Annotated in this window: 13 protein-coding genes; 10 read left to right on the plus strand and 3 right to left on the minus strand. The window is 47.0% G+C overall.

Annotated features, from left to right (window positions below; genetic code table 11):
• Positions 1-5: 5 nt before the first annotated feature.
• Positions 6-1,247, plus strand: a complete 1,242-nt coding sequence (locus tag C3B52_RS08550) for a dicarboxylate/amino acid:cation symporter (protein WP_103105662.1) — start codon at positions 6-8, stop codon at positions 1,245-1,247.
• A gap of 147 nt (positions 1,248-1,394) precedes the next feature.
• Complete coding sequence (locus C3B52_RS08555; RefSeq protein WP_103105663.1) at positions 1,395-1,880, plus strand: hypothetical protein; 486 nt, start codon at positions 1,395-1,397, stop codon at positions 1,878-1,880.
• Positions 1,881-2,173: 293 nt separating this feature from the next.
• On the opposite strand, the gene C3B52_RS08560 is transcribed toward C3B52_RS08555, so the two are convergent.
• Positions 2,174-2,467: a hypothetical protein gene (locus C3B52_RS08560; RefSeq protein WP_103105664.1), complete on the minus strand. Its 294-nt coding sequence runs from the start codon at positions 2,465-2,467 to the stop codon at positions 2,174-2,176.
• A 279-nt stretch (positions 2,468-2,746) separates the two neighbouring features.
• Between C3B52_RS08560 and C3B52_RS08565 the strand changes: the two genes are divergently transcribed.
• Positions 2,747-4,084 (plus strand): erythromycin esterase family protein, encoded by a 1,338-nt coding sequence (locus C3B52_RS08565; protein WP_103105665.1) that lies wholly within the window; start codon positions 2,747-2,749, stop codon positions 4,082-4,084.
• 55 nt (positions 4,085-4,139) lie between these two features.
• On the opposite strand, the gene C3B52_RS37270 is transcribed toward C3B52_RS08565, so the two are convergent.
• Positions 4,140-4,304 (minus strand): hypothetical protein, encoded by a 165-nt coding sequence (locus C3B52_RS37270; protein ID WP_235615640.1) that lies wholly within the window; start codon positions 4,302-4,304, stop codon positions 4,140-4,142.
• 598 nt (positions 4,305-4,902) lie between these two features.
• Here C3B52_RS37270 and C3B52_RS08580 point away from each other — a divergent pair.
• The 4 genes from C3B52_RS08580 to C3B52_RS08595 all read left to right on the plus strand — a co-directional run bounded on the left by C3B52_RS08580 (position 4,903) and on the right by C3B52_RS08595 (position 9,101).
• Positions 4,903-5,859 (plus strand): Gfo/Idh/MocA family protein, encoded by a 957-nt coding sequence (locus C3B52_RS08580; protein WP_103105666.1) that lies wholly within the window; start codon positions 4,903-4,905, stop codon positions 5,857-5,859.
• A gap of 222 nt (positions 5,860-6,081) precedes the next feature.
• The gene (locus C3B52_RS08585; RefSeq protein ID WP_164684724.1) at positions 6,082-7,020 is read left to right on the plus strand and encodes a C39 family peptidase; all 939 of its coding nucleotides are present in this window, start codon (positions 6,082-6,084) and stop codon (positions 7,018-7,020) included.
• 75 nt (positions 7,021-7,095) lie between these two features.
• Entirely contained in the window at positions 7,096-8,088 is a 993-nt protein-coding gene (locus C3B52_RS08590) for an LCP family protein (RefSeq protein ID WP_201264861.1), read from the plus strand.
• Positions 8,089-8,291: 203 nt separating this feature from the next.
• Entirely contained in the window at positions 8,292-9,101 is an 810-nt protein-coding gene (locus tag C3B52_RS08595; RefSeq protein WP_103105669.1) for an alpha/beta fold hydrolase, read from the plus strand.
• 168 nt (positions 9,102-9,269) lie between these two features.
• On the opposite strand, the gene C3B52_RS08600 is transcribed toward C3B52_RS08595, so the two are convergent.
• The gene (locus tag C3B52_RS08600; protein ID WP_103105670.1) at positions 9,270-10,163 is read right to left on the minus strand and encodes a LysR family transcriptional regulator; all 894 of its coding nucleotides are present in this window, start codon (positions 10,161-10,163) and stop codon (positions 9,270-9,272) included.
• A gap of 138 nt (positions 10,164-10,301) precedes the next feature.
• On the opposite strand from C3B52_RS08600, the gene C3B52_RS08605 reads away from it, so the two are divergent.
• The 3 genes from C3B52_RS08605 to C3B52_RS08615 are packed head-to-tail and all read left to right on the plus strand — an operon-like array spanning position 10,302 to position 13,668.
• A complete protein-coding gene (locus C3B52_RS08605; RefSeq protein ID WP_103105853.1) occupies positions 10,302-11,237 on the plus strand; it encodes a dipeptidase in 936 nt (311 codons plus the stop codon).
• A gap of 44 nt (positions 11,238-11,281) precedes the next feature.
• Positions 11,282-12,346 carry a P1 family peptidase gene (locus C3B52_RS08610; RefSeq protein ID WP_103105671.1) on the plus strand — a complete coding sequence of 355 codons (1,065 nt, stop codon included), beginning with the start codon at positions 11,282-11,284 and terminating at the stop codon, positions 12,344-12,346.
• Positions 12,346-13,668, plus strand: coding sequence for a serine hydrolase domain-containing protein (locus tag C3B52_RS08615; protein WP_103105672.1), 1,323 nt, complete (start codon positions 12,346-12,348; stop codon positions 13,666-13,668). Before C3B52_RS08610 ends, C3B52_RS08615 begins: the two co-directional genes overlap by 1 nt.
• The last annotated feature ends 63 nt before the right edge of the window (positions 13,669-13,731 follow it).

Below are 13,731 nucleotides of genomic sequence, written 5' to 3' on the forward strand. Positions count from 1 at the left end.
ATTATATGAAAACTAGATTTGCCTTTTATATTTTGGGCGCTACTGTACTCGGTGCAGCATTCGGTCACTTCTTCCCGGAAATCGGGAAAGATATTAAAATCTTGGGCGATGCTTTCATCCGATTGCTCAAGATGATTGTCATTCCCGTAATCGTTACGACCCTTTTGGTAGGGATAGCAGGGATTGGCGATATCAAGCGAATGGGCAGAATCGGAGTAAAAACCGTCATCTGGTTTGAAGTAATCACGACGCTCATCCTGTTCATTGGCCTCGCGATCGCGAATATTGTAAAGCCTGGCAAGGGCTTGGACCTGACGAATCTTCCACAAGCAGATTTGACCACGATTGCTTCCAATACATCAAAGGTGCTAGATGGCAAGACGCTTCTCCTCAACATTATCCCGACGAACATTATTGACGTGATGGCGAAAAATGATTTACTAGCCGTTATCTTTTTCTGTATCCTGTTTGGGGTTGCTCTCGTGAAGCTCGGAAATGAGTCGAAACCATTTGTGTCGATGATCGAGATTGCATCCAAGGCTTCCTTCAAGCTGGTGAATATGGTGATGATGTTTGCGCCGATTGGGGTATTTGCCTTGATGGCTGCAACCATCGGTACGTATGGAATTGCATTAATTATTCCGCTATTAAAGCTAATTGGAACCGCTTACTTGGGGTTGGCAGTAGTCGTCTTTGGACTTTTTTCGCTCATTGCACTTATGCTGCGTGTACCCATAAAAGAAATTTATCGTATGGTCTGGGATTTGATGATCGTAGGTGCCTCTACAGGAAGTACAGAGACGGTAGTGCCCCAGCTGATGCAGCGCTTGGAGAAGTACGGCGTTCCCAAGTACATCACCTCGTTTGTCATTCCTGCGGGTATGCCACTGAACTCCGATGGAACAACGCTGTATTTGACGATTGCTGGACCCTTCATTGCACAGGCGTTTGGGATCGAAATGAGCTGGCAGCAGCAATTGATGATGGTTCTGTTCTTTATCGTCACGAGCAAAGGAGTAGCTGCTGTTCCTTCGTCCTCGATGGTCATTTTGCTGGCAACCGTTACAGCAGTAGGCTTACCGCCTGAAGGTGTTGCACTCATCATCGGGATCGACCGCATCATCGATATGGCACGTACAGCGGTTAACGTTTTTGGACATGTCTTCTCCTGCATCGCCGTCGCCAAGTGGGAAGGCGTTTTCCGTAAAGATACCGAGACCGCACAGCCAAGCTCGGCTTCGGCATGATTGGAGTATGTGAAAGAGTCCCAATGGGGGCTCTTTTTTGCAATGATCCTGTAGAGATTCGTGTAGAGCTTTGTAATTTACGATGATGAGTCAATGGAAATGATATGATAAACTGGAAACTAACGATGGAGGAAAGGCTGATTGTGCATGCACCCAAAAACGACAAGAGGCGGACTTGTTACAGAAGTAATTCAGTACATCGCGGGAGCAATTATTTTACTATTTGGATTTATTATGATCGTTGGGGCCCTAGCTTCCGAAGAGACAAAATTGACCGTAACAACAGATTTGGTACTCTTTCTTCTGCTCGGGGTTCTTCCGGCACTGTTAGGTGGCTGGCTATTGTTCAAGGCAAGAAAAAATTCCAAGCTCCGAAGATTAGACGCATTGGAAAATTTGGTGCTTCAAATTGCTTCGCGTTACGGTGGCAATTTAACCGCTGCTGAGCTTGCGATGAATTCCAAGTTGTCGATCACGCAGGCGAATGAAGTGTTGGAGCGTTTTGCGAAGCAGAACGTAGCCTACCTCAAGATTTCGAACAATGGTACGTACGTGTATCAATTTGAGGGAATCGTCAGTCAACAGGACAAGGATCAGGCAGAATCGTTGAAATCCTTGATTTATAAAGAATAGCTTCGTCTGCAAATTCCGCTTAAACCTCAAGCTTTGGACGGCATAAAGATAGCTGTGGTGGGGGAGAAACAGGTTTCCGATCTACGCTCCGGTCTTCACCCTGCGAGGAAGAGGGGACTGTCCGCTCCGCAGTGATTTACGGGGAAACGTCAAAGTGGTAGCCGCTTCGTAGAGTAGGCAGAGGTGACGTTTCTGTTGCCCGTAAATCACTGCTCCACTGAGTAGGGTTACGCGAGTCGCTTCGCCTGGAAACCTGTTTCTCCGGCGAGTGGTAGTGCTTTCTAGGTGCTTGTTTATAGCGCATCAGGGAAGAAGATCGTTAAACTGGCACTTAAATATTGAGGTTGGGGAGAAACAGGTTTCCGATCTATACAGAGATCCTCTTGATTTACTTTCAAAAAAGCCAATAAGAGCACCCAAAGCTGGCTGAGGAAAACGGAGAAAACAGTGAAGATCTTTGGAACACCGACCGAGGCGGAATGAAAAAAGTGAAACACGCCCTTAAGCGTCGACTGTAGATTATTAAATCCAATGATAAGTGCGTCATCATCCGTTGCACTCACACAAAATCGTTCTATGGGCTTCATTGATCCATTTATCCAGCATAGCTCTCTTCCTATACTTTCGCCCTCTCTGTGATGGATGGCTTATTCTTATCCCCGATTGCAGCATATGACATTGGAAATGCTATTTCAAAAGTACCGATCTTCAAGATCCGGTGCTTTTTTTGATGACAAATTGTCATATGGGGCAGGGAGAAACCGTTGGTAACAGGGCGTCTCAAACTTATGACAAAACGCTACTTGTTGTACAGGCAGTGCCCATGCGATACTTTGCGCCAACGAAGTTTTTAGGAGGAACGAGAAATGAACTTTTACAGAAGTAGCATCGTCGCGTTATCGATTTGTGGTCTACTACTCATAACAGGATGCACGAATACAGCTCCATTAACTGAGATGGACAGCGAACAACAAGGGAAGAAGGCAGAAAATCTAAGTCCAAAAGAATGGTTAGAGCTGAACTCTTTTCAATTGAATAGCGCTGAGCCTGGGACTGATCTTAAAGATATTGAACCGCTGCGCCAAATGATCGGTTCTGCTTCAATCGTAGGTTTAGGTGAGGCAAATCATGGAAGTCGTGAAATTTATACGATGAAACACCGGTTTGTTGAATTTCTCGTCATGGAAATGGGCTTTACGACCCTTGTATTAGAAGAAAACTGGGGCAACGCATTGAAACTTGATCATTACGTTCTCACAGGAGAAGGGAATCCGAGTAAATTCCTAATGCCTATATTTCAAACAAAAGAAATCGTAGACATGCTGGAATGGATGCGTGAGTACAATGCCGATCCCAAGAACGAAAAGAAACTGCGGGTGGTCGGAATGGATGTACAAAATGTCAGTGAAAATGTATACGATGAGATCAGAGAGTATATAAAAAAATATAAGCCTGACCTGCTGCCCCGTGTGAATAATAAAATGAAGGAACTTGCCGAAGTTACGAAGGACCTGGAAACCTATTCAGCTTTGCCACAGGCCATTCAGGAAAAACATCAGGAGCAAGCGAAAGAAATCACGGAAATATTGGAACAAAACAAAAGCAGTCTGAACGGCCAATCCAAGGAGTTCGCAAGGATTAAGCAACACGCCAAGGTCATTGAGCAATTTACTGGCATGTTTTTCAACTTCTCGGTGAATCCATCTGAATTATTTTTGAAGCATGATATCGCGATGTTTGAGAATGCGAAGTGGGCTCATGAACAGCTGGGAAAAACAATCGTATGGGGTCACAATGGGCACATTGCAAAGAACAATATGTTGCAAGAGGTATACCCGAAGCTCGCCGGTCAGCATTTACTGGAGCATTATGGAAAGGAATATGTAACGATTGGAACTTCATTCGCGAAAGGCGATTACAACGCGTTTAACCTTGAAAATAAAATTGTTCCAGCTACCATTCAATTGAATGATCCAAAAACATTCAATCATACTCTGGAACAAGTCTCAAAGGATCAATACTTTGTTGATTTACGGAATGCTACAGGTCTCACCCAAAAATGGTTAGAGGAAGAACAGCCGTTTTTGATCGGATTCGGTTCTGCTGATCCAAGCAAACCAAACACGGTAACAACTTCGCTTGGGCAAGCATTTGATATTCTCATTCATATAGACACAGTGAGCGCTGGCGAGCTTGTTCGTTAAATAGCAGAAAGAAACCGGCATTTACCCAAGAGCACTGGGCAAAATGCCGGTTTTATTATACAAGAAACCCCATCAAGCGCTTCACATTGTCGGTGTTTTCGCGGGATGTCAGCGACTCCAGCAAGTTGAATGCCACATCAAAAGCGGTCGAAGGGTTGTACGAGGTGATGATATTGTTGTCGATGACGATGGATTGGTCAGGGATGACAGTGGCACCCATCGCTGCCAGCTGCTTTTGTCTCAGTTGGTTATTCAGGTTGTAGGTCGTTGTGTTTCGTCTTGCAAAATCCCGCTTTTCCCGAGGGGCAGAGCACCCACGCAGATGGAGGCAATCACTTTGCCTTGCTTTTCAAATTTACGTATGAAAGCGAGAACGTCAATCGTTGCAAGGCGAGTTACGCATCGGGGCCTCGGAGACAATTACGATCTATCGGCTGGGTGACATTTTGTTCAGGTACAGAGCGAGCTACCCGGGTTCTTTATTCCTTCGAAATGAGACGGTGAACCCCCAAATCGATGAGAAAAACATTTTGATGAAGTAGAGTATCACGACAACCATATAAGGGTTAAATAGTGTAATGCATAAAGAGCCTGTGAGCATACAACAAGCATTTTCGTGCCCGTACAGTGAATCCCCCGAGCTAGTGTTCCAAGAATCTGCAGCGTTTTCTCCGTTTTCCTCCCTGGCACTACAGCTCGCCCACTTCTTTTTCCTACAAATAGTTTATTCACAAGGAATATTCAGATAAATGGAGAAGTGGGTATGTGTACATATTGAAGTCAGGTTACATACTTCCAGGAAAAAGCGAGGGAACAAAATGAGCGAGAACAAACGGAACGTAGGTGTTATCGGCGCAGGCGTCATGGGAGAGCGCATGATGAATGCGATGCGTACGCATGAAAAATTTCGGGTAGCAGCAGTGAGCGATGTTTCTGCTGATCGTGCGCAGGAAGCAGCCAAGCTGTCCGGCGATGTGCCGTGGTATACAGACTATAAAGAACTGCTGGAAAAGGAAGAGCTGGATGTCATTTATTTGGCCGTTCCTCCAAAATTCCACCATTCCATTGCACTTGATGTCCTGGCGCACAAAAAGCATTTGCTGTGCGAAAAGCCTTTAGCCAACTCGCTTGCAGAAGCAGAAGAAATGCTGGCTGCGGCTAAAGAAGCGGGAGTCGTTCATGCGATGAATTTCCCGCTCTACTACCAGGCTATCTTTCCGGAGCTGCGCAGCCGTTTGGAAAAGCTGGGAACGATCCGTCGCATCGATATTTTGACTCATTTCCATCAATGGCCGCGTCCATGGCAGCAAACACCTTGGTTGTCCGGTCGTGAACAGGGTGGATTCATCCGCGAGGTTTTACCTCACTTCACCCATTTGACGTATGCACTGTTCGGCGATTTAGAGGTCGTTCGCACGGAGGTAGAGTATCCAGAGGACCCAGAGCTTTGCGAAAAAGGAGTATCAGCTTATTTGCGTCTGGCGGACGGTACCCCGATTACGGTCAATGGTTTGGCAGGCATTGGGCATCAGGAGCATTTAGACTACCGCATTTATGGAACAGAGGGCACATTGAGTGTAGTAAACTGGGGCAACCTGTTTGTTGGCGGAAATGGAGAAGCACCAGCAGCGGTCGAGATTCAACCATTGGATCGCCTGTCACTCTTGCTTGATGAGCTGGCGATTGCCTTGGCAGGTGGTGAAGGCCGCCTCGTAACGTTTGAGACGGGTGTAAAGGTACAGCGTGTACTTGAAGGCCTGCTGGGTCAGGAATAAGACGATTCAAGGTTGTCGAGAGTTTTCTCGGCAACCTTTTTTGTTCAAGTGATGTGAGAGTCTTTTAAATTTGTCGATTATTAGTAAAAATCCGTGAAGGAAAGGGAAAAGAATCGAATTGTCGAATAGCAAACGAATACGACGTAAATAAATGAAGGGCAGAAATGGATGAATATCTCGTTGATAATCAAGAAATGGAAGAGGCCTCTACTCATCGTTCTGATGATCAGCCTGATACAGGGCACTGTTTTTTTGGTGTTCTACCTGCACCAAAACAAACACCTTCCCGAACAGTTCTTTCAGCTGGCGCGATCGCTAGCCACAGCGTTTTCGCAGACCGATGTGACAGATCAGGAAAAAGTCATGAGCAAAAGATTCACCCTGTTCCAAGGGGATCATGCTGCTTTCGATTTTAACGATCTGAAAGAAGCGATTCTGGCTGCCAAAAAATCACCACAGACAGCAAGCATCAGGCTGACGAAAGAGGATCGAACGATCTGGTCCAATGACGACACGAAAAAGGAATCGGCAGCACATCCTATTGTAGATGCGCCTTATCTTAGTCAATTACCAGAATTGCCGCGTGGGTGCGAAGTGACGACCTTGGCTATGCTTCTTCAATATAACGGCTTTACTGTGGATAAGATGACGCTTGCCCATGAAATCGTAAAGGACCCAACACCTCTTACCTACGACAGTGGGTATAATATGCGATGGGGCAACCCGTATAAAGGCTTCGTCGGAGACATGTATGATGCGAAAAAGCCGGGCTTTGGTGTATTTCATAAGCCGATCGAGAGCTTGGCACGAAAATATGCGGGGCAGCAGGTCATGAATCTGACCGAGCTTGATTTTTCCGATATTACGAGCATCGTAGAGCAAGGGATTCCTGTCTGGGTAATCGTGACTTCAACTTTCACACAGGATACAAGCCGTTCGGTGAAATGGCAAACTGTAGATGGACCGATTCAGACGACACGTAATGAGCATTCGGTTTTGCTCACAGGATTTGATGGTACCTACGTTTATTTTCATGATCCTCTCAGACCGGCAGAAAAAAGCAGCCGAAGGGCCGCATCAACCTTTGAACAAGGCTGGAATCAAATGGGCAAGCAGGCGATTACCATCATTTTGCAAAATGAGAAAATTGTCGATAATTAATATTTTTGTTATGATGTTATCCAAGCATGAATCAATTGACAAGTATTGCTAAATAAAGAAAGGAATATTTTTCGCATGCTTAAAAAATTGAAGTGGATAACGATGTCGATTCTCTTGTTGTGCTTGGGGATTGTAGGCTACTACACGTATTCCTTCGCGCAGTTTGCCATGACGATTAGCAAACCAAAAGTAGATGTCACAAGCAATGCATCTCAGGAGCCTGTCGTGCAAAAGCAAAAGCCTCCTGTATACGAATTGCCAGAGTGGGAAGGGACAGAGAGGGTAAATATTTTGCTGCTAGGCGGGGATGGCAGGGAAGTGGAAGACGCAGGGCGATCAGACTCCATGCTGCTCGTCTCCATTGAACCAGTGACAAAGCAGGTTCATTTATTCTCCATCCTGCGGGATACGTACGTAAGCATTCCTGGCCATGGTAAAAACAAAATCAACGCAGCGCTCGCTTTCGGTGGTCCTGAACTCTCGATGAAGGCTGTCAGTGATCTGGTAGGACTTCCGGTGCACTATTACTATTACATCGATCTCGACAGCTTTATCAAGCTGGTAGATGCGGTAGGCGGTGTAGATCTGGAAGTGGAAAAAGATATGAAATATTTGGACCCAACCGATAAGCCGGAATATCAGATTAACTTAAAAAAAGGAATGCAGCATTTGGACGGTCAAAAGGCGTTGCAGTACGTACGATTCCGCAAAGATGCTATGTCGGATTTCACTCGAACGGAACGCCAACGCAAATTTTTGGGTGCAGTAGCCGAGAAGCTGCAATCAACCTCTACGCTGATCACGCTGCCGAGTATGTTGAAGGAAATGGCACCATACATCCAAACAAACATGAGTCCTGACAAAATGCTGCAGCTGGCTGTAAGCCTGCATAAAGGTACGGGCTCTATTCAAACCGCACAGCTTCCTCCGATGGAGCTTTTGCGGGAAGAAAAAATACATGGAGCATCGGTTCTCACTGTAAACACGTCACAGCTGCAAAAATATGTGACAGGGCAATTGCAGGAGACAGCCACGAATCAAGAGGTACAAAAATCAGAGCAGCAGTAGCTAATAGCATGTCCCTTGGGCAAAAAGCAGGTTGTCGAGATAATCTCGGCAGCCTTTTTTTATCCAGTATAAGTGTAACCACAGCACTGCCAAAAGGTATGGCAAGCCAGTTTTCTATTCACAAAAAATCCAAAACTTTCCTTTTTATACTGTGATAACATGAAGGGGATAAGTCCAAATTCTCTGAATAGAGGGTGAAAATCATGGGACAAACAGGGTTTCTATCGGTAAACGAGACGGATATTTATTATGAGATTGCAGGAGTAGGAGAACCAATCGTACTGGTGCACGGTGCTCCATTGGATAGCCGGATGTGGGAGCCGCAAATGGAAGTGCTGTCCAAACAATTTCAAGTCATTCGTTATGATATGCGAGGACTCGGTAAATCGATTGACCCGGGCCAGCCCTTTACCTTGTATGAAGACCTCTATTCATTGCTAAATGAGCTGGGCATCAAAAAAGCGACATTCGTAGGTGCATCCTTTGGCAGCTATGTGAGTGTAGAATTCTCGCTTGCCTATCCAGAAATGGTAGAGCGCTTGATCCTCGTATGCCCGGGTGGCTTTGAGGTACCTTCAGAGGACCGACAGCAATGGTTCAAAAAGATAATGGAAGCAATGAGTCTCGGACAAGTAGATAAAGCTCTCGACCTAAACCTGCATCTCGTTTTAGATGGTCCAGCAGAAGAAAAGGGGCGCGTGCAGCAAAGACGAGCATGGCTGCATGACATTTATCGCGATATCTTTAACCAACCGCCGAGAGAGTCGAATAAGCCAAACGCGCTTCAGCCTGATCCGCGAGGACGGCTTGGCGAAGTGAGCGTACCGACATGTGTAGTGCTGGGGCAATTAGACCATCCCGACTTTATCGAAACAGCTGAGCGCCTAGCGAGTGAAATTCCGAATGCCAGACTGGTGCCATTTGAAAGCTCCGCTCATTTGCCTAACGTCGATAGCCCGGAGAAAGTAAACGAATTGATTGTAGAAATGTGTTCAAGCAAGCTCGCCAAATAATTTACGTACGGCAAAAACCAAGGCAAAAAGCTCGTAACCAGTTGGCTACGGGCTTTTTTAACGTATAGGAATTTATAAGCGTATGACGTTTATAAATTCCGGAGCGCATGGAAACATTCCGCTAAAACGCGGTCGCTCCTCCTTGAGGAGGCCTCGATAGAGGTTTTCTTATGATTCCATGACTTTGCTTTGCATCAAAAAGTCAACAAAAGTGCGCATGATCCCGTGAAACGGAGTATCCTTTAAATAGATCAACTCAAAGTTCCGGTTAATTTGAGGCAGGTTGAGGACGGCAACCTCTTGCAGCTGACCCTCGTCCACGTCGTTAATGATGGCAAAACGGGGTAAAAAGGCAATCCCCAGCTTTTGCTTGACCATCCGTTTGACGACCTCGATATTGTCTGCCTCCATAACGACGTTGTTTTGAAGCTGATAATGGCTGAAGGCGTTGTTAATCAGCTTCCAGTCGAGAGATCCACGGTTAAACAAAATCAGCGGCTCGCGGGCAACCTCTTCGATCGAGACCTGGTGCCGGAAAGCAAAAGGATGCTCTGGAAATATCGCCAGCACCATATCATCCGACATCAGTTGAATCCGATTGATTTGCGGATGGGTGACGGCTCTTGCAATCCCAAAGGAAACCTCGTGATTGAGCACCATATCGAGTACCTGATGGGAATGACCCGTTAGAATCGTCAGCTTGATTTTGGGATAGAGCATCTGAAATTGCTCGATCAGGGTTGGTAAAATGTAAAAGGCAGAGACAAATACCGCAGAGATCGTGAGCTCGCCTTCGACGTCGCCATGTGATCGCTGAATTGCTTGTTGACCTTCTTGTAGCATATGCAGGATACTTTTGGCATAAGGGAGGAACAAGTCCCCTTCTTTGGTCAGGGAGATCGTATGTCCCGTGCGCTGAAACAATTTACAGTCCAGCGAGGTTTCTAATGCTTTGATTCGCATGCTGACAGTAGGCTGGGAGAGGTATAGCAAATCAGCTGTTTTACTGAAGCTCCCAGTCAGGGCGACGAAAATAAACGCTTCTATTTGCTCCATATTCATAGATAAGGCTCCATTATGCAAATTTTTGAAGATGCCTATTGTAATAATTTATTGGAATCGCTCTCAAAAATACCTTACCGTAAAATCAGGAGAATAGGTAGTATACTTTGCAGAAAAAAATGAGGGACGGCGATGGCTATGACAAGCATGAATATTATTGATTTTCACTGTGATGCGTTATTGAAAATCTGGGAAAAACAAGGGAAGCTGGCCTTTGCAGATGCAGAGGAGCTGGATGTCAACAAACAACGCCTGCTGCAAGGTGGCGTAAAGGTGCAATGCTTTGCCATTTTTACATCTCCGGATATGCCATCTGACCAAAGATTTCAGGCGGCATTGGATCAAATCCACTATTTTTATGTAGAGGTTCTGGGTAAACATCCTGAGATGAAGCAGATTCGCGAATGGCACGAGATAGACATGCTGCAAGAGGGAGAAGTCGGAGCGATTCTGACGCTGGAAGGGGTCGAGCCGATCGGGAATGATCTGAAGAAGCTGAACATTCTTTATCAATTGGGGGTACGCTCAGTAGGACTGACCTGGAATCCGGCGAATCTTGCAGCAGATGGTGTCTTGGAGCCGAGGAATGCGGGTCTGACCACGTTTGGCAAGGAAATCATTCAATTTCATAACGAACATAAAATCTTGACCGACGTTTCCCACCTGTCTGAGACGAGCTTTTGGGATACAATGGAAATAGCAAAATACCCGATTGCAAGTCATTCTAATGCAAAAGCAATCTGTAACAACCCGCGGAACTTGACGGACGAGCAGGCAAGAGCGATGTTCGCCAAAGGGGCAAACGTGCATGTTGTCTATTGCCCGATGTTTATCAAGGAGTCAGGAGCGACCACGATTGACGATTTGATCAGACATATCGAGCATTTTTGCTCACTGGGTGGAGTACGGAACATCGGATTGGGCTCCGATTTTGATGGCATCACGGCAAAGGTAGTAGGGCTGGAGCATGCGGGTGTCAGTCAAAACCTAATCAATGAGCTATTAAAGCGATACACCGAGGAGGAAGTACGCGGCTTTGCCTCCGAAAACTTTTTGCGCAATCGCCCTCTGTAGGCGGTCCTTTACACAGGTGACGGGAGAAAGGGTTGGATAGAAGGATGACACAAAAGAAAAAGCAAAAAATTCGGGAATATGGCGTGACGATCGGACAGCTCCCTACAGGGGAAAAAAATGATATTACGGACGTAGCAGGTGTGCGCGTAGGTCATGTGACCATTCAGCAGGAGCTTGCAGGAGCGGACGATGACTATGCTTGCACAGGTGTAACCGCAATTTTGCCTCATGGAGACAGTCTGTTTCGGGAAAAAGTGACCGCTGCCAGCTATGTGATCAATGGCTTCGGCAAAACGACCGGACTCGTTCAGGTTAACGAGCTGGGTGTGATCGAGTCGCCGATCATGCTGACCAACACCTTTTCCGTGCCTGCTGTGACGCAGGGAACGCTGCAATACATGCTCGATACGAATGAGGAAATCGGAGATACGACAGGGACGATCAACATCGTGGTGGGGGAATGCAACGATGGTCATCTCAATTCAATTCGGCGCTGTGTCGTAAGGCCGGAGGATGCCAGGGAAGCCATCCTGCGAGCGTCAGAAGCTCCTGTAGAGGAAGGAGCGGTAGGTGCCGGGACAGGTATGGTCGCCTTTGGCTACAAGGGCGGCATCGGTTCTTCTTCACGAGTGATTGCAGGAGATGAGCAGTCTTTTACAGTAGGGGCGCTGGTGCTCAGTAATTTTGGCAGCAAGACAGAATTTTTGGGAGACAAGCTGTTTGCTGATCAATTAAAAGAAGCACCTTCCGTAGAAAAGGCTGAGGACGGCTCGATTATTATGGTGCTGGCGACAGACGCGCCGCTAAGTGATCGTCAGCTGCTCCGTGTCGCAAAGCGCGCGGGGATCGGGCTGGGACGTACAGGCAGTCATTTTGGACATGGCAGCGGGGATATAGTGATCGCCTTTTCTACTGCGCAGCGCATTATGCACAAGGCAGAGGGCTATCAGGAGTCGCGGATGCAGCTGCGAGAGGATCATCCCCTCATGAATCAGCTGTTTGCGGCGGCTGCTGAAGCGACAGAAGAAGCGATTTACAATTCACTTACGCAAGCGGTAACGACGAAAGGGAGAAAAGGGCGCATCGTCCATGCATGGGGGGAGATGTAATGAAGCTTGCAAGCGAATCGAGTTTGAATGCCTATGTCGAAAAATTCATGGAAGAGCATCGCGTTCCGGGAATTTCTCTTGCTATCTCACGTCATGGACAAGTGATTTATCAAAAAGGCTTTGGTGTCCGTAATCTGGATACAAAGGAGCCAGTAACACCATCGACTGTATTTGGAATCGCCTCTGTCACCAAGTCGTTTACGGCAGTGGCAATCATGCAGCTGGCTGCAGCAGGAAAGCTTTCACTTGACGACCCCGTTTGCAAATACATTCCGTCCTTTCGTCCAGGTGGACAAGCTGATCCCGAAAAGATCAAAATCCGTCATCTGCTATCCCACACTTCAGGAGTACCGCCACTGCTTCGCCGGGAAGAATTGACGAAATTAAATGATCATTTGGAGTACGTAGGCTCCCTTACTTACGATCCACTCGGAGAGCCTGGTGAGTATATTAGCTACTGTAATGACATGTTCTTGCTGCTGGGAGCCATTATTGAGCGCGTAACCGGACGACTCTACCGCAGATATATGACGGATCAGCTGCTGGAGCCACTGGAGATGCATCGAAGCACATTTAGTCTCGAAGAGGTGGCGCGCCTGGATGATGTGTCCGTTCCTTATGTGCAAAAAGGGGGAGACCGCCCCGTGGAAAAGGCACAATGGCCCACGCTCGGGAATTATGAGGTTGGCGGTGGGATTCGTTCAAACGTGCTGGACTTGATGAAGTATGGTCAACTGTTTGTCAATGAAGGCAGCTATGAGAAAAAAGAAATAGCCAGTGCAGCGCTGCTCCGTACGATGTGGCAGCCGGTCCACAGATTGGCGAGAAATACGTGGTACGGCTATGCCCTCAAAATGACTCCTGATTATCACGGAGCTACACTTGTGGAGCATGGAGGGGGACAGCCTGGCGTTTCCTCCAACTTTGGCTTTGTCCCAGAACAAGGACTGGTAGTAGCAGTGTTGTCCAATCTCGACAATGTGCCGATCCGCAATGTATGGCTAGCCGCTGTGAACGCAGCGCTAGAGCTGCCGGTGGAGGAAAAAGAACCGCAAGAGCCTGTCTACGAGGCGAGCAAAGACGAGCTGGAGAGACTGGTTGGTACATATCAATCAGCAGAAGGTGGAAATTTACGCATTTTTCTGCGTGAAGGCATCCCTGTAGCCGATGTAGCAGGAGCCGAATTCGAGCTGCGTGCAAGCGCTGGCGACACTCTCGTCTTTGTAGAAAGTGAAATGCCCCTACGCTTCTTCTTCAAGGCAGAACGCCAGGCATGGGCTGCTTTGCTAGGACTTCGGATGCTGGTTCGGGCGAGTGCCTAGAGCGTATTCCCTGCCATATAAAAAATCCCGTTTCACACTCAATGTGGAACGGGATTTTTGCAG

The sequence above is a fragment of the Brevibacillus reuszeri genome, from assembly GCF_002897295.1.
Classification (GTDB): domain Bacteria; phylum Bacillota; class Bacilli; order Brevibacillales; family Brevibacillaceae; genus Brevibacillus; species Brevibacillus reuszeri_A.